Source organism: Enterobacter cloacae complex sp. 277I4 (assembly GCF_050031465.1).
GTDB classification, from domain to species: Bacteria; Pseudomonadota; Gammaproteobacteria; order Enterobacterales; family Enterobacteriaceae; genus Enterobacter; species Enterobacter cloacae.
Genome location: NZ_JBLGWC010000001.1, coordinates 2,882,733 through 2,902,952 on the forward strand (window position 1 = coordinate 2,882,733; position 20,220 = coordinate 2,902,952).

Here is a 20,220-nt window from a genome sequence, read left to right on the forward strand (position 1 = left end):
ACCCCATTGGCAATTTAGAGGTAATCCTTTATTGGTATGGGTATACTCCAGGGTATGCACCAGAATAACGCCATTCCTGCAAGCAGGCCACGTCAGGAGCCCGGCAACTCTATGTTAAAAAGATGTTTATCTCCGCTAACACTCGTCAATCAGGTCGCCCTGATCGTTTTGCTGTCCACCGCCATCGGCGTGACCGGCATGGCGATTTCCGGCTGGCTGGTACAGGGTGTACAGGGTAATGCCCATGCCATCAACGAGGCAGGCTCACTACGCATGCAGAGTTATCGTCTACTGGCATCGGTGCCGTTAACCCAGGACGATCAGAAGCTGCTGGACGATATGGAACATACCGCTTTCAGCACCGAACTGGAAAGTGCCGCGATTCGTGCCGGTCAGGAATCCCAGCTTAAAGCCCTTCAGGGCTACTGGCACACTCAGCTGGAGCCGGGGTTAAAGCAGGCGAAAAATCCTGATACCGTTGCCCGTGATGTCGCCGGGTTCGTTTCCCGCATTGATACCCTGGTCTCCTCTTTCGATCAAACCACCGAATTACGCATCGACCGGGTGGTGATGATCCACCGGGCGATGGCGCTGTTTATGGGGCTGCTGCTGATTTTCACCATTGTCTGGCTGCGCGCCCGGCTGCTGAATCCCTGGAAGCAACTGCTGGCGATGGCCCGCGCGGTGACTGCCCGGGATTTTACCCAGCGCACCCACATCAGCGGACGTAACGAAATGGCGATGCTGGGCCAGGCGCTCAACACCATGTCAGATGAACTCGCCGAGAGTTATGCGGTGCTGGAAAAACGCGTACAGGAGAAAACCGCGGGGCTGGAGCAGAAAAACGAGATCCTCTCGTTCCTGTGGCAGGCTAATCGACGCCTGCATATGCAGGTGCCGCTGTGCGAACGTCTCTCTCCGGTCCTGAATGGCCTGCAGAATCTGACCCTGCTGCACGACCTGGAGCTTCGGGTGTACGACATGGAAGATGAAGAAAATCACCAGGAGTTTACCTGTCAGTCAGACATGACCTGCGATGACAAAGGCTGCCATCTGTGCCCACGCGGCTTACCGCCGCTGACCACCAGCGGCACGACGCTAAAATGGCGGCTGACAGACAGCCACACCCAGTACGGTATTCTGCTGGCGACCCTGCCCGCCGGGCGTCATCTGAGCCACGACCAGCAGCAACTGGTGGATACGCTGGTTGAACAGCTGACGGCCACGCTGGCCCTAGACCGCCATCAGGAGAAGCAGCAGCAGCTGATCGTGATGGAAGAGCGCGCCACCATCGCCCGCGAACTCCACGACTCTATTGCCCAGTCGCTCTCCTGTATGAAAATGCAGGTCAGCTGTCTGCAAATGCAGGCCGCAGAAATGCCGGAAAGCAACAAAGCGCTGCTGAGCCAGATCCGCAACGAGCTGAATACCTCCTGGGTACAACTTCGCGAACTGCTGACCACCTTCCGCCTGCAGCTCACCGAGCCCGGCCTGCGCCCGGCGCTGGAAGCAAGCTGCCAGGAATTTAGCGCCCGACTGGGGTTCCCGGTGAAGCTCGATTACCAGTTACCGCCTCGTTTTGTGCCTTCTCATCAGGCCATTCATTTACTGCAGATCGCCCGCGAAGCGCTGAGCAACGTGCTAAAACATGCTGACGCGACGGCGGTCACCGTTACCGTTAGCCAGCACGATAATCAGGTGAAGCTCACGGTTCATGACAACGGCCGCGGCGTGCCGGAAAATGCCGAACGGACAAACCATTACGGTTTAATTATCATGCGAGACCGCGCCCAAAGCCTGCGCGGTGATTGCCAGGTTCGTCGGCGAGAAACAGGTGGCACAGAAGTGGTTGTCACCTTTATCCCCGAAAAACCCCTCACAACTATCCAGGGAGAAACCCATGACTAATCAGGAACCGGCATCCATCCTGTTGATTGACGACCATCCGATGCTGCGTACTGGCGTAAAACAGCTGGTCAGCATGGCACCTGATATCACCGTGGTTGGCGAAGCCAGCAACGGTGAACAAGGTATTGAACTTGCCGAATCGCTTGATCCTGATTTGATCCTGCTCGATCTGAACATGCCAGGCATGAACGGTCTGGAGACGCTCGATAAGCTGCGTGAAAAATCGCTGTCGGGACGCGTGGTGGTCTTCAGCGTCTCAAACCATGAAGAAGATGTCGTCACGGCGTTAAAACGCGGTGCAGACGGCTACCTGCTGAAAGATATGGAGCCGGAAGATCTGCTCAAGGCCCTGCAACAGGCTGCCGCAGGCGAAATGGTACTGAGCGAGGCGTTAACCCCGGTGCTGGCCGCCAGCCTGCGGGCGAACCGCGCCACCTCCGACCGCGACGTCAGCCAGTTAACCCCGCGCGAACGCGATATTCTGAAGCTGATTGCCCAGGGTCTGCCGAACAAAATGATCGCCCGTCGTCTGGATATCACCGAAAGCACGGTCAAGGTGCATGTGAAACATATGCTGAAGAAGATGAAGCTAAAATCCCGCGTTGAAGCCGCCGTGTGGGTGCATCAGGAACGCATTTTCTGAGGATTACTCATCCGGGAGTAACTTCCAGCGCGGGTCGTCGTCAGGTAACGCGACAAGCGGCTGAACCACGGTAAGCGTGATCTCATTGGATGAGACGCGCTGTCCTTTTTCATCTTCAACCACCGCCGACAGGTGCCAGCGGTTCTTCGCCCCGTCACTGTCATCCCAGGCAGGCATAATCACACTCCAGCCATCGCTGCTGTGCGTGTTGGCAGGCGCAGTCAGGCTCAATGCCTGGGTATCGCCCTGCCAGTGGATCTGCCGAATACCATGAGTGCTGCGTACCTGAAGCTTGAGCATCACGGTCTCGCCCCCTTTCAAATCCCACGGCGGAGTCGCCAGCCAGACGGAGAGCGTTTTGCGCTGGCGGAACTCCATTACCGGCAGGTTATCCCGCTCCGGTGAATCATAGCGACTGCCGCGCAGGGAGCGCGTGGCGGCAACTTCGCTGGCGGAAAGCTGCTTGGCAAGGGGCACACCAAAGCGGTAGTTGAGCTTAAGCCCGAGGTTGTTCTGACTCGCACCGCTCTCCCCCTGCTTATGCGCCGCCGTCAGGGTGACCAGAGGAACAGGCGTATAGTTAAGCCCCAGGTTGACCGCCACCGGGTTGTGATAGCCGGTTCCACTGTTGAACAGGTCAACGTTGTCACCAAAGTACTGCTCAAAGCTGACGCTGGTGTTGAAATGATGAAACCACGGCAGCCAGGCTTTAGCGGTCACGTCATAGCCACGCGCCATGCGCTGCTCCTGCACGTCCGAACTCTCGCGCCAGCTGGCCAGCGGTTGATAGTAATTGGCAGACAGACGCAGATTCTCGCCCCACGCCTCCGCACCCAGTCCGGCACGCTGCAGGTTTTCATCAAGCAGATTATCGTAAAAGGTGTTGTAGCCGAGCAGCCATTTTCCGGCAACCCAGCGCTGACCGATGCCGGCATTGCTCACCAGGCCGTCACTCTGCTGCGTCAGCCCCAGCTGGCTCCAGCTCAGGTAACGGTTGTTATCATTCCAGGGGATGAACCAGCTCCCGCTGCTGCCGTTAAAGTTCCCCTCGTCATCCACCAGTAAATTGACGCTGGCGTTGCCCCAGGGCGAGAGCCAGGACTCAATCTGCTGATTCACCTCGCCGCTCACCGCGTCACGCACCTTACCAAACGCGAACTGACGCGCCTGCTCGCCGGTGGTGAGGCCGTTATCGGTCATACTGGCTTCGCCAAAGGCTTTTGCCATTTCGGCCAGGTGCTTTTCCCCCTCGTCTGTTGGCGTCGCCATGCCGAGATCGGGCAAACTGTCCCCGTTGTTATCAAAGGGGTTTTCTGCCTGATGCATAAAGGAATTCGGGGCACCGTGAACGGCACCCGCCGTAAGAAGTGAGAGTAATAACAGAAAGCGAATGCGGGACGATACAGCCATCAACGTCGTAAATAAGAACCTGTGTTTATGAGGCAACGCTTTTAATGTTAACGCGATAAGCTGTGAAATGCAGTCTTAGCGCAAATTTCAGGAATATCCTGAACATTATTGTCGCTTTACCCGACACTCTTAGACCATTATCCAAACAGCCCTTTCAGCTCCGGCACGCAGGAGCCGCAGTTGGTGCCACACCGTAGTTTCGCCCCCAGCGCTGCAATGGAATCGCACCCGCCGACAATCGCCTCCCGTATCGCATTTTCCCCCACGCAGTAACAGCTACAGATAATGCGTCCCGGATCGACACTCTCCCCCGCGCCCGCGCCGTTCAGGAGCGCATGCCGCTCCGCAAGCGTCTCAGGAGCCCGACGAAAAGCCTCTTCAATAGTCGCATGCGCCAGCGCTGGCAACGTAGTCCCTTCCCAGAATCCGAGCATCAGCTCGCCGTTATGCCATGCCAGTACGCTGCTGCGCGCATCCGTCCGGGCAAGTTGCAGCTGCCAGCCCTGCTGTTCAGCATACTCTTTCACCCACGGCATCAACGGTTCGTCAGCCGCCACCGTCAGGCGTGATGCTTTGCGCCACCAGTGTACCGAAGGCGGCAGTTCCGGCAGCACACGGGCATACAGCTCTCCCTGCCATTCAGGCTGCCATGGCATGATCCTGACGGCGGTCTGTTTACTCTCCGGCTGGCCGGACTGCGGATCGCAGCGCCCTGCCACCAGCGTATTAACCTTTCCCTGACGGGCAAACTGCGCATTCCAGTGCATGGGCGCGAATAGTTCCCCCTCCCTTTGTCCATCGTTGATACGTACTTTTGCCACCATCACTCCACGCGGAGAACTGATCCGTGCCAGTTGCCCGTCGCAAAGGGCGAAACGCGCGGCATCTGCGGCGCAGATCTCAACGCAGGGCTCAGAGATATGCTGCATCAGCCCGGGAACATATCCCGTACGGGTCATGGTATGCCATTGATCGCGGATGCGTCCGGTATTCAGCAGCAACGGATATAACGCATCTGGCACCGCGCCGTGCGGACGCGGGTCAACGGGCACCATATTCCGGTGGGGAAAATCGCCCGCCGCCCACTGATAAGGCTCAAGCTGATCCCAGGCCTCACGGGTAAGCCCCGCCAGCGCATGCAGATTAAACGCCCGTGCCCCGTCATTCTCAAAAGCCGACAGCGCCGCATGTTCACAAAAAATTTCCTGCGGATGTTCCCAGGCAAAGGCCTCACCATAGCCCAGCTGTTTCGCCACCTGGGCAACTATCCACCAGTCCGGTTTTGCCTGGCCCGGGGCAGCCAGAAAGGCGCGCTGGCGCGAGATCCGCCGTTCGGAGTTGGTGACCGTGCCATTTTTCTCTCCCCAGCCCAGCGCCGGGAAACGAATATGGGCGTAGCGGCTGGTGTCGGTCTCCTGCATCACCTCAGAAACAATGACCAGCGGACAGTTAGCCAGCGCCTGGCATACCGCGTGACTGTCCGGCAGCGAGACAGCCGGATTGGTGCCCATGATCCATACCGCCTTTACCTCACCGCGGGCAATGGCGTCAAACAGATCAACGGCCATCAGGCCCGGCGTTTGCGCCAGCCGTTCGGTTCCCCAGAAACGCGCCACCCGCGAGAGATCGTCCGGCTCGAAGTTCATGTGCGCCGCCAGCTGATTCGCGAGTCCCCCCACTTCCCGTCCCCCCATCGCGTTTGGCTGGCCGGTCAGCGAAAACGGCCCGCAGCCCTGACGGGCAAATTTCCCGCTCGCAAGATGAACGTTAATGATGGCGTTGCACTTGTCGCTGCCGCTGGAAGACTGGTTGATCCCCATGGTGTAGAGCGTAATGGCACGCGGCGCCGTGAGGAACCAGTCGTAAAACGTGGCAATCTCCTGTGCATCAAGACCACAAAACCCGGCCACGCGGGCAATCGGCCAGTCGTCAGTACCCTGAATCAGGTTGAGCAAACCGACAAACAGCCCGGCGTCACTGCCGGGCGCGAGCGCCAGATGCAGGTCGGCGATATCACAGGTGGCGGTTTTACGCGGATCGATCACCACCACTTTCATTTGCGGATTGTTTTGCCGCGCCTGAACCAGCCGCTGATAAAGCACCGGATGCGTCCATGCCGCGTTTGAACCCACCAGCACCACCAGATCGCTGTTCTCCACGTCCTCATAGCTGCACGGCACCACATCTTCGCCAAATGCGCGCTTATAGCCTGCTACCGCCGACGACATGCAGAGCCGCGAGTTGGTATCGATGTTCGCCGCGCCGATAAACCCTTTCATCAGCTTATTGGCAGCGTAGTAATCCTCGGTGAGTAGCTGGCCGGAGGCGTAAAACGCCACCGCCTGCGGCCCCCAGGTGTCGATAATCGCCCGCAGCCGCTCGCCGGCCGCGCTTAACGCCTGCGGCCAGTCCACCTCCAGCCCGTCCACCACCGGGTGCAACAGCCGCCCCTGCAGGCCCGTGGTTTCACCTAACGCCGCGCCTTTGACGCACAGCCGTCCAAAACTGGCGGGATGGCGTTCATCGCCGCGCACCGTGACCTTGTCGCCCTCAACCCGGGCCACCACGCCGCAACCGACGCCGCAGTACGGGCAGGTTGTTCGAGTTTCATTCATGATGCCTCCGCACGGACCAGCAACGCGTCGTTCCCCACCCACACCTTGCCGTTTTCGATTTTCACCGGCCAGGCGCGCACCGCAGGCTCACCGTTATCCACCTGGCAGCCGTCGCGCAGGCGAATACGCTGTTTATAGAGCGGCGAGATGACCACCGGCTCACCCGCCGCATCGCCAAGAATACCGCGTGACAGCACGTTCGCATCGCTGCCTGGCTCCTGATCGTCAAGGGCATAGACCGATTTGCCAAAACGGAACAGCGCGATCGGCTTACGCCCCAGCCGGGCGCCGATCCCCGCCTGCTCCGGGATCTCATCCAGACCGCAAATTTCCTGCCAGCGTTTGTTCTCTTCCGTCGCCGGACCGTTCACCGCCGTGCGGAACAGCGCCAGACGGTTCGGATCGTTAAGCGTGGTCTGCCATTCACACTGATACGTTTCCACCACACGGGCCATCTCCTGCTCCAGCTCGTGCGCAATACCGAGGCTATCGTCGAGGATCACCTCCCGCAAATAGTCGAGACCGCCTTCAAGGTTGTCCATCCAGGTGCTGGTCCGCTGCAGGCGATCCGCCGTGCGAATGTAGAACATCAGAAAACGGTCGACGGTACGGATCAGCGTCTCTTCATCCAGATCGCTGGCGAAGAGATCCGCGTGTCGCGGCTTCATGCCGCCGTTGCCGCAGAGATAGAGATTCCAGCCCTTGTCCGTGGCGATCACGCCGACATCTTTGCTTTGCGCCTCGGCACACTCGCGGGTACAGCCGGACACCGCCATTTTGATTTTGTGCGGCGCGCGCAGCCCCTTGTAACGGTGCTCCAGTTTGACCGCAAGGCCAGTGGAGTCCTGCACGCCATAGCGGCACCAGGTTGACCCGACGCAGGATTTCACGGTACGCAGGGATTTACCGTACGCATGCCCGGTTTCAAATCCGGCCTCCACCAGCGCCTGCCAGATCTCCGGCAACTGCTCCAGCGTGGCACCAAACAGGTCAATACGCTGGCCGCCGGTGATCTTGCTGTACAGCCCGTAGCGCTTTGCGATCTGCCCGATAGCAATCAGCCCGTCGGCCGTTACTTCCCCGGCGGGCATGCGCGGCACGATGGAGTACGTTCCGTCCTTCTGAATATTGGCAAAGTAGCGGTCGTTGGTGTCCTGCAGCGGCAGATGCGCCGGTTTCAGCAGGTATTCGTTCCAGCAGGAGGCCAGCACTGACCCCACCAGCGGTTTACAGATCTCACAGCCGTGCCCTTGGCCGTAGCGGCTAATCAGCTGGTCGAAGGTACGAATATGGTTGACGCGCACCAGGTGATATATCTCCTGACGTGAGTACGGGAAGTGCTCACAGATATCTTTTTTCACCTCCACGCCCTGCTCAGCCAGCTGGAACTCCATCACCTGTTTCACCAGCGCGCTGCACCCACCGCAGCCGGTCGCCGCTTTGGTGCACTGCTTGATGGTGCCGATGTCCGTCGCACCGGCGCTTACTGCCTGGCAGATATCGCCTTTGCTGACGTTATGACAGGAGCAGATCTGCGCGCTGTCCGGCAGCGCCGCCACCCCCAGCGCTTTTGGCGCGCTACCGGAGAAGGCTGGCAAGATGAGCGTTTCAGGCTCTTTCGGCAGGCTGATTCCGTTAAGCATCATCTGCACCAGCGTGGCGTATTCGCTGGCATCCCCCACCAGCACGCCGCCGAGCAGGGTTTTGTTGTCATGGCTGACGACAATTTTTTTATAGATTTGCTGCGGGCCGTGGGTCCATTGGTAGCTCAATGCCCCCGGCGTACGGCCATGGGCATCCCCAAACGAGGCCACGTCCACGCCCAGCAGCTTAAGTTTGGTGCTCATATCCGCGCCGGTGAAGGATTTTTCCTCACCCGCCAGCGTGGCCGCCGCCACGCGTGCCATCTGGTAACCCGGCGCCACCAGACCGAAGATTTTACCTTCCCACAGCGCACATTCCCCGATGGCGAAGATGTCCTTATCTGAGGTCTGGCAGGCGGTATCAATGCAGATCCCGCCACGCTCGCCGATCGCCAGGCCGCTGCTGCGCGCCAGCGCATCCTGCGGGCGGATCCCGGCAGAGAAGACCACCATATCGGTGTCCAGCTGTTCACCGTCGGCAAAACGCAGGACCAGCCCGTCGTCGGTGGCCGCAATTTCAGTGGTGGCTTTGCTGGTGTGAACCCCGACGCCGAGCGCTTCAATTTTTTTACGCAGCATCGCCGCGCCGTCGTTGTCGAGCTGTACCGCCATCAGGTTGGGGGCGAATTCCACCACATGGGTTTCTAGCCCCAGCTGTTTGAGGGCGTTGGCCGCTTCCAGCCCGAGCAGGCCACCGCCAATGACCACGCCGCGTCGGGATCCCTTCGCATGCGCGGCAATGTTATCGAGATCGTCCAGCGTACGGTAGACAAAGCAGCCCGGCAGCGTGTTGCCCGGCACCGGCGGCACAAACGGATATGAGCCGGTCGCCAGCACCAGTTTATCCCAGTGGGTTTCGTGACCGCTGGCGGTACGCACCACGTGCGTGTCGCGATCGATGGCGATAATTTGCTGCGACAAACGCAACTCTATGCCGTGTCTGGCAAAGAAGTCGCCCTCCACCAGCGAGAGGGACTCCGCGCTGCGGCCGCCAAAATACTCTGAGAGATGTACGCGGTCGTAAGCGGCATAACGCTCTTCGCCAAAGACGACAATCTGGTATTGCTGATGCAGATTGCGGTTTACGCAGTCTTCAAGAAAATGGTGGCCGACCATACCGTGCCCAACCACCACCAGAGTAGGTTTTGTCATAGCGTTCTGTCCTGCAACCTGCGGTTGCGTCGTAGTGAATCGATCGAACAGCCAGTCCACGTGTGCGGGCGCAGCCGTTGCCAGTAAATCGGTAAATGTTGCCGCGCTGCGGCAATCTCCCATCAGCAGTACGCCAGCCAGCGCACCGCGATGAATCAGTAAGCGACGGTAGTGACGGGTCAGCGGATCCCACGCGTCCCAGACCGTATCCTCCGGTTGCGCCGTTACGCGCCCGGCGCTGAAGAGCTCAACACCGGTGACCTTCAGGCGCATCCCGCTGTCGGTATGGGCAAAAGGCACAGGGGCGTCCCCTGCCAGCCGGGCGGCGAGAATGTCCGCCTGTGCCAGGCAGGGGGCAACCAGGCCAAACGTCTGACCGTCGATTTCGCAGCACTCCCCAATGGCGCTAATAGCCGGGACGGAGGTCTGCATCTGCTGGTCGACCACAATGCCACGGGCGCAGTGAATACCGCTGGCGCTTGCCAGGGCGATGTTGGGCAGTACGCCGGTAGCCAGCACCACGCGCGCGGCGCTAACCTGGCGTCCGTTGAGCAGCGTCACTGAATCCGGCGCGATTGCCGCGATCCCTGACGACAGCTCGCAGCGCACGCCGCGCTCCGCCAGCGCAGCCTCCAGCAGCAGCCCCGCCTGCCGATCCAGCTGTTGTTCCATCAACCACGGTCCGCGATGCACCAGCGTGACGTTGTCACAAGTTTGTGCCAGCGCCGCTGCCGTCTCAACGCCCAGCACGCCACCGCCCAACACCACCGCTGGCCCCGGGATCTGCGCAATGGCTCGCGTATCCTCAAGGCGGCGGAAGGTAAAGACGTGTGGCGCATCGCCCCCGGGGATCGGCGGCACGAACGGTATCGACCCGGTGGCGAAGACCAGTTCATCCCACGCCAGCGTGGTCTGCGCGGTACGGATTTCCCGTTTCGCCACGTCCACGGCGAGCACCATTTGCCCCCTGAGCACCGTGACGCCGCGCTCGCGGTACCAGTCATCGTCCTGCAGGCGGATCTGTTCCGGATGTTTTTCCCCACCCAACACCGGCGAAAGCTGGATGCGGTTGTACGCATGCTCAGGCTCCTCACCCAACACGGTGATCGCGAAGCGGCCAGGCGCACGCCCGGTCAGCGAGGCAATCAGCCGTGTTGCTGCCATTCCATTGCCGATAATGACCAGTCGCATCGTGGTGCCCCCACTACGCCGCTTTGGGCTGTTTTTCATAGAGGAAATGGAGGATCTGCTGGCGCATGTGGTGGTAGCGGCTGTCGTCCGCCAGCTGCACCCGGTTACGCGGACGCGGCAGGTCAACCTCCAGGATTTCGCCGACGGTCGCCGCCGGGCCGTTGGTCATCATCAGCACGCGGTCAGAGAGCAGCACCGCTTCGTCCACGTCGTGGGTGATGAGCACAATGGTGGTGTTGAGCGCCTGCTGGATTTGCATCACGGAGTCCTGCAGATGGGCACGCGTCAGGGCATCCAGCGCGCCAAACGGTTCATCCATCAGCAACACTTTCGGCTTCATCGCCAGCGCACGGGCAATGCCCACGCGCTGCTTCATACCGCCTGAGATCTCCCCCGGGCGTTTATGCAGGGCGTGCCCCATCTGCACGCGATCGAGGTTGTGTTCAATCCACTCACGACGCTCCGCCTTGCTCATGGTGTGGCGGAACACCTGATCGACCGCCAGCGCAACGTTGTCGAAACAGGTCAGCCACGGCAGCAGGGAGTGGTTCTGAAAGACCACCGCACGCTCCGGTCCTGGACCCGCAATTTCACGGTTGTCACAAATCAGTCCCCCTTCCGTCGGCAGGGTGATCCCGGCGATCAAGTTCAGCAGCGTTGATTTGCCGCAGCCGGAGTGGCCAATCAGGCTCACAGTTTCCCCTTCGTGGATATCAAACGAGACGTTCTGCAGCGCCAGAAATTCACCGCTGGCGGTAGAAAAACGCTGGCTTACGGCCTGGACCTGAATGATTGGTTTCATATTCGCTCCTTATTTTTCCTGCCAGCTAAAGCGACGGGCGATCAGCATCAGCCCCTGCTCCAGCAGTAACCCGACCACGCCAATGATGACGATAGCGATGAGAATGTTTTCTACGTTGAGGTTGTTCCACTCATTCCAGATCCAGAAACCGATCCCTAAGCCGCCTGTCAGCATTTCGGCGGCGACAATCACCAGCCAGGCGATACCGATGGAAAGACGTACCCCGGTCAACACCGCCGGCAGCACCGCCGGGAAGAGGATCCGACACAGAATGGTCCACTCAGAAAGCTGCAACACGCGGGCGACGTTGAGGTAATCCTGCGGAATACGGCGTACCCCTTCGGCGGTGTTAATCACCATTGGCCAGATCGAACAGATAAAAATGGTCCAGCTGGAAGCCGGCTCTGCTTTCTGGAACAGCAGCAGGCCGATAGGCAGCCAGGCCAATGGACTGACCGGGCGCAGCAGCGCAATCAGCGGGCTGAACATGCGTGAGAAAAAGGTGAAACGGCCAATCAGAAAACCGAGCGGGATACCGACTAACGCGGCCAGGCCAAAGCCCACCGCCACGCGCTGCAGGGAGGCAAGTACGTTCCAGCCGATCCCCATGTCGTTTGGCCCGTCGCGATAAAACGGATCGGCAAACAGGGTGATGGCAGAATCCAGCGTGCTCAGCGGCGTCGGGAAGCCTTTGCTGTTGATTGCCGCCAGTTGCCAGAGCACCACCAGCAGCCCCAGCCCCAGCAGCGCCGGAACGATACGCTGGAGCACGTCGTTAATCCGACGGGCAATCGCCGGAGGACGACGGCGAACCTGAACCGGTGGCAGGGTAATCACCTCGCCACTCACCGGCGTCTCGTGTTTTGCTTTCGTGCTGTGCAGATGCTGCATAATCAGGCCCCTTTACGGTGAATAGCGAAGCGGTTGGCATAGCCTTCAGGATCGGTACCGTTCCAGACGGTGCCGTCCATCAGGGTGCTACTGCGTAGTGGTGAAGTCGGTGTGGTAATGCCCCCCACCGCGGTGGCAGCATCCTGCCAGACCGCCGTCTGGTTGATACGCCGGGCAATGTCGACATAGTCCGGTGCAGATTTAAGCAAGCCCCAGCGGCGGAACTGGGTTAAGAACCACATGCCGTCGGAGAGATACGGGTAGCTCACAGCCCCCTCGTTGAAGAAACGAATCGGATGCGCGTCCTGCCAGCGCGTGCCCACCCCGTTGTCGTACTCACCCAGCATCCGTCCGGTGAGGTACTGCTCTTTGGTGTTCAGCCATGCGCGACGCGAGAGGATCTGCGCCGTTTCACGTTTGTTTTCCGGTGAAGCGTCGATCCAGCGCGCGGCGTCCAGTACTGCGCTCACCAGTGCCCGCGCGGTGTGCGGATTTTTCTCCACCCAGTCGCGACGGGTACCGAGGATTTTTTCCGGGTGGTCAGCCCAGATAGACTGCGACGTTGCAGCGGTAAAACCGATGCGATCGTTAATGGCCCGGGCATTCCACGGCTCGCCGACGCAAAAGCCGACCATATTGCCAATACGCATGTTCATCACCATCTGCGGCGGCGGTACCACCACGGTGCGAACATCGTCGAACGGGTTAATGCCCGCACTGGCCAGCCAGTAGTAGAGCCACATGGCGTGCGTGCCCGTCGGGAAGGTATGCGCGAAGGTGTACGTGCCCGGTGCCTGCTGATCAATCAGTTTCTTCAGCCCGTCGAGATCGCGAACGCCCTTCTCTGCCAGATCGGCAGAGAGCGTAATCGCCTGGCCGTTCTGGTTGAGGGTCATCAGATTCGCCATCTGCTGTGGCTTACCGGCGATCCCCAGTTCCAGTCCGTACAGCAGACCGTAAAGAATGTGCGCCGCGTCCAGCTCCCCCGCGACTAACTTATCGCGCACGGCCGCCCAGCTCGCCTCTTTGGTGGGCACGATGGTAATGCCATGCTTTTTATCGAACCCTTTCAGCGCCGCGATGACCACCGGAGCGCAGTCGGTCAGCGGGATAAACCCGATGCGCACCGTCTCCTGCTCGGGTTTATCCGAGCCTGCCGCCCACGCGGCCTGCATGACACCCGGCAACAACATTGCACTGCTCGCCAGCACGCTGGCCTGCAAAAACCGCCGTCTCGACAAATCCGCCATGACCACTCCTGAAAAAAAGACAAAAAAAAGCGCCCGACAGTGCCGAAGCACCGCTGGACGCCTTTATCCCGAAGACTGATGCACCGCCGTTGGCGCACCGTCAAAATTGGTTACTGAAATAATGCAAAGCTAATGCCAGGTTTTAATGCCTTGTTTTTATGGCTTTTGCCCCACTGGCTCTGCAAAAACGCACCTCAATCAGGCACAACGTGCCCACTGATTGTGCAGCTACTCCTTAGGGGTTAGCTGCCACAATCGCTTCACGGTAAGCAGCGCGCGGGCGATATCCACCATGCGCTGGTTCTTGTCCATCGCCATTTTGCGCAGCGCCGTCCACGCCTGTTCCTCACTCATATTGTGGTGGGTCATCAGCACGCTTTTGGCTTTATCAATGGTCTTGCGCTCTTCCAGCGTATCGCGCAGCGTCGCGAGCTGGCGGGAAAGCTGTTCTATTTCACGAGCCTGCTGGCGAACCAGCGGCAGCAAAGGTTTATCCGGATAAAGCGCGAGCGGATCGTCATTCTCATCGGCACTTACCGGATGTTGAGGGTCATGATGGATACGCTCATCAACCGCCAGCATCAGGTCGGCGATAACCATCTCCTCCAGGGTGCGCAGGTGCTCAAGACGCGACGTTTGCAGGGCGAACCAGTTCAGCGCCGTGTCGCCATTATCCGCAGCAGGCTGGCGGGTACAGGCCACACGCCGGAGTTGCTCCGTCTCGCGGTCGGGCTGACAGTCCCGGGAAAAGGTGCTCTGCACATCCGCCGGGCTGTGGCTTAAAAAGATCTCAAAACAGGCCTGCTGCCCGTCAATGCGATCCACCAGCCTCTGGCGGGTGACATCATCAAAAAAACCCTGCGTGAAGCCAATGGCCCCCAGCGCCCGCTCTTGTCCCGCCAGCTCTTTGCCCTGCATCAGGCTGTACAGGGCAACAAAACGCCCCGCCAGTTGCGGATCGTCAATGCTGTCGTTGAGCTGCGGCACGATACTGAGCAGATGGCGAAGCATGCGACAATAATGCTCCATCGCCTGCGGGGCGGTAACGGTTTGTTGATTCACCCCTTCTCGCAGGGCGGGGAGTGATTCAAGGCTCTGCAACGCAGCGGCGATGCGCTCACATACGGCGCTGCCCGGCACTGGTGAGTGTTTATCCAGAATGCCATACAGTATGGTGAGATTTTCATCCACCAGCGCCCGGCTGGCTTTGCATTCGGGGGCATAGAGCTTACCCTGTGAGCAGAGCCAGACGTTTGATGCACCGCGCTCGCACTGTAGCATATGCACCAGTTGACTAATGCCATTCACCAGTACGCCCAGCTGTGCCAGCTTGCTGAGCTGCTCCTGGCGCAACGCTTTTGCGCGCTGGAGCCATTCGGTTGCACCCGACGAATTGCCAGCCATTAATGTCATGCTTACTCTCCCGGATAACCCTACCTGGGAGAATCAAGCAATATTCGTGCCTTAATATAAACAGGAGTTAACATGCAGAAGATTGTGATCGTCGCCAACGGGGCGGCCTACGGCAGCGAATCCCTTTTTAATAGCCTGCGTCTGGCCATAGCATTGCGCGATAACGCGAGCGAGCTGGATCTGCGGATCTTTTTGATGTCCGACGCGGTCACCGCCGGTCTGAAAGGCCAAAAACCGGCAGAGGGCTACAACATTCAGCAGATGCTGGAGATCCTGACGGCGCAAAACGTGCCGGTTAAGCTCTGCAAAACCTGCACTGACGGGCGCGGTATCACCGGGCTGCCGCTGATTGAGGGCGTGGAAATTGGCACACTTGTCGAGCTGGCCGAGTGGACGTTAGCCGCCGATAAAGTATTAACTTTTTAATAATAAACCCGTAAAAATATTATTTTCTTATGGACGCGGTTTCAGCATCAAGTTTACCTGCGGGGTTGCCGATAGGCATGGAAACAACACAGCAGGTATTTCACTTATGTTCAGATCGATTCGTGCTCGCATCATTGCCGCGACGACAGGCTGCCTGGTCGTCGCCCTTCTTCTCAATACCGTCATTAATTTCCAGGTCACGCGCCAGGATAATCAGCAGTCGCAGCGTGACATTCTGACCAGCACCAGCGCCAGCCATAACATGGCGATTGCCGACTGGGTGAAAAGCAAAATGACGGTCATTGCCTCCGCCCAGAGCGTGGCGCTGAGTGACGACCCGGTACCGGTCTTTAAACAACTCGCCCAGGCGGGAGGCTTCACCAACGTCTATGTGGGCTATGCCACTAAAACGGCGAAATTCTCTGAGCCTGCGGGCGTGCCTGCGGATTATGACCCGACCATTCGCCCCTGGTATCAGCAGGTGGTCAGCCAGGACGGACCGGTGGTGACCGCGCCTTACGTGGACGCCGGAACCGGAAAACTGGTGGTAACTTTTGCGGTACCGGTAAAAGAAAACGGGACCCTGAAAGCGGTGGTGGCGGGCGACGTGGCCATGGATAGCGTGGTGGCTAACGTGCGCGGCATTCACCCGACCCTGGCCAGCAGTGGGTTACTTCTGAACAGTGACGGCAGCGTTATCGCCGCCAACGATCCGGCCCTGACGTTAAAACCGTTTGCAGAAACCATTACCGGCACAGATTTAGCGACCCTGAAAAGCGGTGAACCGGTTGATGGCACATTTGACGGCGGTGATAAAACCCTCGTCGCCACGGCCGTTCCGGGAACAAACTGGATGCTGGTGGTCGCGCTCGACAATAACGACGCCACCTCCGGCATGCGCTCGCTGCTGAAAGCCTCGGCACTCTCGCTGGTGATCCTCGCCCTGCTGAGCGGCGCGCTTGTCCACATCCTGATAGCCCGCCTGCTCAAGCGGTTGTCCGATATCCGCGACGCGATGCATAACATCGCCAACGGTACCAACGACCTCTCCCAGCGCCTGCCGGAGAGCGGTAACGACGAAGTGGCGCAAATCGCCCAGGCGTTTAACGCCTTTAGCGATAAGCTCTCGGTGGTGATGATCCAGCTGCGTGATGCCAGCGCCTCGGTGAAAAATGCCGCCCAGGAGATTGCGGCTGGCAACCAGGATCTCTCCGGGCGCACCGAGCAGGCAGCCTCCAGCCTGCGTGAAACCGCCAGCGCCGTAGAGCAGATCACCGCGTCGGTGACTCAGTCAAATGAGTCCGCGGCAGAAGCGAATGAACAGGCCAGTAAAGCCTCCGCTGCGGCCTCACGCGGCGGTGAGGTCGTCTCTCAGGCCATCATCACCATGCAATCCATTGAAGTGGCTTCGGCAAAAATTGGCGATATCACCAGCGTGATTGATGGCATCGCCTTCCAGACCAATATCCTGGCGCTGAACGCCTCGGTGGAAGCGGCGCGCGCCGGTGAGCAGGGCCGCGGGTTTGCCGTGGTGGCAGGCGAAGTACGTAACCTGGCGAGCCGCAGCGCCCAGGCGGCGAAGGAGATCAAATCGCTTATCGACTCCACCACCGACAGCGTGGCAACCGGCTCCCGCTATGTACATCTGGCCGGGGAAAGCATGGATGAGATCCGCGCCAGCATCGGCAGCGTCTCGGGTATCATGCGTGAAATTTCCATCGCCACCAGCGAGCAGATGAAAGGCATCCATGAGATCAACCATGCTGTCACGCACCTCGACAGAATGGTGCAGCAGAACGCTGAACTGGTGGTGCAATCCGCCGCAGCCGCCAGCGCCCTGCAGAGCCAGGCGGGCGACCTTGCTGAAACTGCCGGACATTTCCGTATTTAATTTTCTTCTGGCGCGCCTTGACCGTGTAAATGCGCGCCAGCTGAATGCTTTCAGGTATTTTGTCATTTTTGTTTAAACGTTATGCCATTTTTTGATCAAAATCAGCATCCCGACGCTCCCCCTTTGGTGTTATGCCATGAGTGAATTGTGAACAACATCACGCTCGGAAATGGCAGCAGGGAGAGCGTTGTTTAAGACTACGGGGTAAATAAATGGCACTGGTAAAAACAAGTTTGAAACTGTTTGGCGGGGATACGGTAGTGGTGCGTTGTTCAGAGCGCTGCCGTATTCATTTGATGAGTGCGAAGGCACAAAAACAATCGCAGGCAGATATCCTGACCGTGCAGGATGATAAGGCGTGGCTAACCGTCCCTTATACCGGCACATGGGATGTCCTGATTGACAGCCATAGTCAGTCACTCGAACACTCAGTCAGCTACGTGGCCGCTTAAAAAAAGACGCCCGGTCTGCACTCTCGCAGCCGGGCGTATTATCAGGCAAAACCCGGACGCAGCGGGTTATTCAGCGGATTTCCTTCCAGCAGCGCTTTCACCTTCGCTACCAGCTCATTCAGACACTCGTCCTGCATGCCGAGGCGCGTCAGTTCCTGATCAAGTGAAAACAGATACTGCGCGTTTGTGCCGAGCGGTCCACTGGCCGCCGCAATCAACGGCGCGATCACCTGCGTGCGGGTATCCGCTTCATACAGGGGATGGCGCGGATCCATAATAAACACCAGCGCGTTGACGGTGCGTCCGTCATCAAGTTCCAGCTTGCACCAGCTTGGCATATAGCAGCCGGTGATCATCTCGCGCTTCCAGAGCAGCGTCAGCTCCTCTTCGAGGGTGGCATCCGGCAGGCGATACGCCACCCCCGTGGTGCGTCCGCCCTCTTTCAGTGCAAGCATACGTCCCGGCTGACAGGCACTTCCGCGTCCGGCGGTTAATCGCAGACAAAATGCGCGATGCCACCCCGGGAGCGTACCTGTCGCCGATTCGACAAATTCCAGAGCCGGGTTCCACATCAGCGAACCGTAGCCAAAAATCCATACCGGGCCATCATCCGGGCGGCAGGCAAGCGTGGCAGCGAGCGACGCCGCACGTTGTTCAGCTGACCAGAGAAGCGATTCCTCAATAGCACCAAATGCCGTCTTACAATCTGCCTTCATTAAGAAATCACGCGTTAACACTTTACACCTCCGCCACTGCATGCTTCCTTGCGACATCTGTAATTCACCTTCCCGGCATTATCTACTGGTCATTTTGCCAGCAGTTAAATAACGATAAGCAATTCGCGGGCCAGTTGCAATACAACGGCAGTTCAACCGCCTGAAAAGTCAAAATGAAGGCAGCTTATTATTTTACGGCTATTTCTTTTTATGCCATTTATCATCGTCTCCTTTCTCGTAGTCATGTTTTACTGCCGCCCAGGCCACTTTATGCGCCGTCTCTTCCCGGCTGGCATCGTCCCGACGATCGTCTTTATCTTTGTATTGATCCCAGGCGCTGTTAAACGCCTCTTTATAGATATCCTGCGCATGTGCGGGCAGTACGTTTTGCACGTTATCGGGTAAATCGCGTTTCGTTTTATATGGCATCACTAACCTCTCTTTTGCTTAAAAAGATAAGTGTGGACGACGATGCTGCAAGCTGCCAGTCGCGGATCAATTTTGAAGAATTAATGAAGTTAATTACATGTTATTTAATATGTATTAATCAAAAATATGACATTATGGATATCAGGAGACTTAAAACAGGATTAGGGTAAAATTAAGTAAAATATAAAGGGTATTTAACAGAGATCTGTTAATTTAATGACCTCAAAATTCTATCTATAATTACAAGCACCTGCATTGATGGAGAAGCACATGACAGCAGCACACGAGGCGGTAAAAACCCGCCACAAGGAGACGTCGCTCATTTTCCCGGTTCTGGCACTGGCTGTGCTGCTCTTCTGGGGAAGCAGTCAGTCACTGCCAGTGGTGGTTGGTATCAATATTCTTGCGCTGGTAGGGATTTTAACCAGTGCCTTTAGCGTGGTTCGCCATGCCGATGTCCTGGCCCACCGTCTGGGCGAGCCATATGGATCGTTAATTCTCAGCCTTTCCGTTGTGATTCTTGAGGTCAGCCTCATTTCCGCGCTGATGGCGACCGGTGATGCCGCGCCAACCCTGATGCGCGATACGCTCTATTCCATCATTATGATTGTGACCGGCGGTCTGGTGGGCTTTTCACTGTTGCTGGGCGGCCGTAAGTTCGCCACCCAGTATATGAACCTGTTTGGCATTAAACAGTATTTGATCGCCCTGTTCCCGCTGGCGATTATCGTGCTGGTCTTCCCGATGGCGTTGCCGGGAGCAAACTTCTCTACCGGTCAGGCGCTGCTGGTCGCATTGATTTCCGCCGCCATGTACGGCGTGTTCCTGTTGATTCAGACCAAAACGCACCAGAGTCTGTTTGTGTACGAGCATGAAGATGACAGCGACGACGATGACCCGCACCATGGCAAACCCTGCCCACAGCAGCGCGTGGCACACGGTTTGGCTGATCGTACATCTGATTGCGGTTATCGCCGTCACCAAGATGAACGCCAACCCGCTGGAGACACTGTTAACCGAGATGAATGCCCCGGTGGCGTTTACCGGCTTCCTGGTGGCGCTGCTGATCCTCTCGCCGGAAGGGCTGGGCGCGCTGAAAGCGGTGCTGAACAATCAGGTACAGCGCGCCATGAACCTGTTCTTCGGCTCGGTACTGGCGACCATTTCGCTTACCGTTCCGGTGGTGACGCTGATTGCCTTTATGACCGGTAACGAGCTGCAGTTTGCGCTGGGCGCGCCGGAGATGATTGTGATGATGGCGTCACTGCTGCTGTGTCAGATTTCGTTCTCAACCGGGCGCACCAATGTACTCAACGGCGCGGCGCATATGGCGCTGTTTGTGGCGTATCTGATGACGATATTTGCGTAGTTTTATCTGGTGCGGGCTG

14 protein-coding genes and 1 pseudogene are annotated in these 20,220 nt (G+C 58.4%); 6 read left to right on the top strand and 9 right to left on the bottom strand.

Annotated features, from left to right (window positions below; translation table 11 throughout):
- Nucleotides 1-111: 111 nt before the first annotated feature.
- The gene (gene narX, locus ACQG19_RS14020; RefSeq protein ID WP_020690912.1) at nucleotides 112-1,908 is read left to right on the top strand and encodes a nitrate/nitrite two-component system sensor histidine kinase NarX; all 1,797 of its coding nucleotides are present in this window, start codon (nucleotides 112-114) and stop codon (nucleotides 1,906-1,908) included.
- Nucleotides 1,901-2,551, top strand: coding sequence for a two-component system response regulator NarL (narL, locus tag ACQG19_RS14025; protein ID WP_003856701.1), 651 nt, complete (start codon nucleotides 1,901-1,903; stop codon nucleotides 2,549-2,551). Before narX ends, narL begins: the two co-directional genes overlap by 8 nt.
- Nucleotides 2,552-2,554: 3 nt before the next feature.
- On the opposite strand, the gene ACQG19_RS14030 is transcribed toward narL, so the two are convergent.
- From ACQG19_RS14030 to nasR, 7 genes are all read right to left on the bottom strand, one after another.
- The gene (locus ACQG19_RS14030; protein ID WP_222168470.1) at nucleotides 2,555-3,961 is read right to left on the bottom strand and encodes a YchO/YchP family invasin; all 1,407 of its coding nucleotides are present in this window, start codon (nucleotides 3,959-3,961) and stop codon (nucleotides 2,555-2,557) included.
- Between the two features lie 137 nt (nucleotides 3,962-4,098).
- Nucleotides 4,099-6,576, bottom strand: a complete 2,478-nt coding sequence (locus ACQG19_RS14035; protein ID WP_426725925.1) for a molybdopterin-dependent oxidoreductase — start codon at nucleotides 6,574-6,576, stop codon at nucleotides 4,099-4,101.
- Nucleotides 6,573-10,562: a nitrite reductase large subunit NirB gene (gene nirB / locus ACQG19_RS14040; RefSeq protein WP_246931656.1), complete on the bottom strand. Its 3,990-nt coding sequence runs from the start codon at nucleotides 10,560-10,562 to the stop codon at nucleotides 6,573-6,575. The genes ACQG19_RS14035 and nirB overlap by 4 nt, the downstream gene beginning before the upstream one ends.
- 13 nt (nucleotides 10,563-10,575) lie before the next feature.
- Complete coding sequence (locus ACQG19_RS14045; protein ID WP_013096250.1) at nucleotides 10,576-11,364, bottom strand: ABC transporter ATP-binding protein; 789 nt, start codon at nucleotides 11,362-11,364, stop codon at nucleotides 10,576-10,578.
- A gap of 9 nt (nucleotides 11,365-11,373) precedes the next feature.
- Nucleotides 11,374-12,255 carry a nitrate ABC transporter permease gene (ntrB, locus tag ACQG19_RS14050; RefSeq protein ID WP_218655905.1) on the bottom strand — a complete coding sequence of 294 codons (882 nt, stop codon included), beginning with the start codon at nucleotides 12,253-12,255 and terminating at the stop codon, nucleotides 11,374-11,376.
- 2 nt (nucleotides 12,256-12,257) lie between these two features.
- Entirely contained in the window at nucleotides 12,258-13,505 is a 1,248-nt protein-coding gene (locus tag ACQG19_RS14055; RefSeq protein ID WP_222168473.1) for a CmpA/NrtA family ABC transporter substrate-binding protein, read from the bottom strand.
- A gap of 228 nt (nucleotides 13,506-13,733) precedes the next feature.
- Nucleotides 13,734-14,918 (bottom strand): nitrate regulatory protein NasR, encoded by a 1,185-nt coding sequence (nasR, locus tag ACQG19_RS14060; protein ID WP_029882727.1) that lies wholly within the window; start codon nucleotides 14,916-14,918, stop codon nucleotides 13,734-13,736.
- Nucleotides 14,919-14,990: 72 nt separating this feature from the next.
- Between nasR and ACQG19_RS14065 the strand changes: the two genes are divergently transcribed.
- The 3 genes from ACQG19_RS14065 (at nucleotide 14,991) to ACQG19_RS14075 (ending at nucleotide 17,687) form a co-directional block, all read left to right on the top strand.
- Nucleotides 14,991-15,344, top strand: coding sequence for a DsrE/DsrF/TusD sulfur relay family protein (locus ACQG19_RS14065; protein ID WP_058684590.1), 354 nt, complete (start codon nucleotides 14,991-14,993; stop codon nucleotides 15,342-15,344).
- A gap of 106 nt (nucleotides 15,345-15,450) precedes the next feature.
- Nucleotides 15,451-17,235 (top strand): methyl-accepting chemotaxis protein, encoded by a 1,785-nt coding sequence (locus tag ACQG19_RS14070; protein WP_246931654.1) that lies wholly within the window; start codon nucleotides 15,451-15,453, stop codon nucleotides 17,233-17,235.
- 212 nt (nucleotides 17,236-17,447) lie between these two features.
- Nucleotides 17,448-17,687 (top strand): DUF1883 domain-containing protein, encoded by a 240-nt coding sequence (locus ACQG19_RS14075; RefSeq protein ID WP_013096243.1) that lies wholly within the window; start codon nucleotides 17,448-17,450, stop codon nucleotides 17,685-17,687.
- Nucleotides 17,688-17,728: 41 nt separating this feature from the next.
- Here ACQG19_RS14075 and ACQG19_RS14080 read toward each other — a convergent pair whose 3' ends face one another.
- Nucleotides 17,729-18,424, bottom strand: a complete 696-nt coding sequence (locus ACQG19_RS14080; RefSeq protein WP_013096242.1) for a gamma-glutamylcyclotransferase — start codon at nucleotides 18,422-18,424, stop codon at nucleotides 17,729-17,731.
- Nucleotides 18,425-18,601: 177 nt separating this feature from the next.
- Nucleotides 18,602-18,832, bottom strand: coding sequence for a putative cation transport regulator ChaB (gene chaB / locus ACQG19_RS14085; RefSeq protein ID WP_013096240.1), 231 nt, complete (start codon nucleotides 18,830-18,832; stop codon nucleotides 18,602-18,604).
- A gap of 270 nt (nucleotides 18,833-19,102) precedes the next feature.
- Between chaB and chaA the strand changes: the two are divergent.
- Nucleotides 19,103-20,201 (top strand): annotated as a pseudogene (gene chaA, locus ACQG19_RS14090) (sodium-potassium/proton antiporter ChaA).
- Nucleotides 20,202-20,220 lie beyond the last annotated feature (19 nt).

Bases quoted from the DNA above. Each gene is read 5' to 3' on its own strand.
- narX (WP_020690912.1), top strand. From the start codon at position 112: ATGTTAAAAAGATGTTTATCTCCGCTAACACTCGTCAATCAGGTCGCC.
- narL (WP_003856701.1), top strand. From the start codon at position 1,901: ATGACTAATCAGGAACCGGCATCCATCCTGTTGATTGACGACCATCCG.
- ACQG19_RS14030 (WP_222168470.1), bottom strand. From the start codon at position 3,961: ATGGCTGTATCGTCCCGCATTCGCTTTCTGTTATTACTCTCACTTCTT.
- ACQG19_RS14035 (WP_426725925.1), bottom strand. From the start codon at position 6,576: ATGAATGAAACTCGAACAACCTGCCCGTACTGCGGCGTCGGTTGCGGC.
- nirB (WP_246931656.1), bottom strand. From the start codon at position 10,562: ATGCGACTGGTCATTATCGGCAATGGAATGGCAGCAACACGGCTGATT.
- ACQG19_RS14045 (WP_013096250.1), bottom strand. From the start codon at position 11,364: ATGAAACCAATCATTCAGGTCCAGGCCGTAAGCCAGCGTTTTTCTACC.
- ntrB (WP_218655905.1), bottom strand. From the start codon at position 12,255: ATGCAGCATCTGCACAGCACGAAAGCAAAACACGAGACGCCGGTGAGT.
- ACQG19_RS14055 (WP_222168473.1), bottom strand. From the start codon at position 13,505: ATGGCGGATTTGTCGAGACGGCGGTTTTTGCAGGCCAGCGTGCTGGCG.
- nasR (WP_029882727.1), bottom strand. From the start codon at position 14,918: ATGACATTAATGGCTGGCAATTCGTCGGGTGCAACCGAATGGCTCCAG.
- ACQG19_RS14065 (WP_058684590.1), top strand. From the start codon at position 14,991: ATGCAGAAGATTGTGATCGTCGCCAACGGGGCGGCCTACGGCAGCGAA.
- ACQG19_RS14070 (WP_246931654.1), top strand. From the start codon at position 15,451: ATGTTCAGATCGATTCGTGCTCGCATCATTGCCGCGACGACAGGCTGC.
- ACQG19_RS14075 (WP_013096243.1), top strand. From the start codon at position 17,448: ATGGCACTGGTAAAAACAAGTTTGAAACTGTTTGGCGGGGATACGGTA.
- chaB (WP_013096240.1), bottom strand. From the start codon at position 18,832: ATGCCATATAAAACGAAACGCGATTTACCCGATAACGTGCAAAACGTA.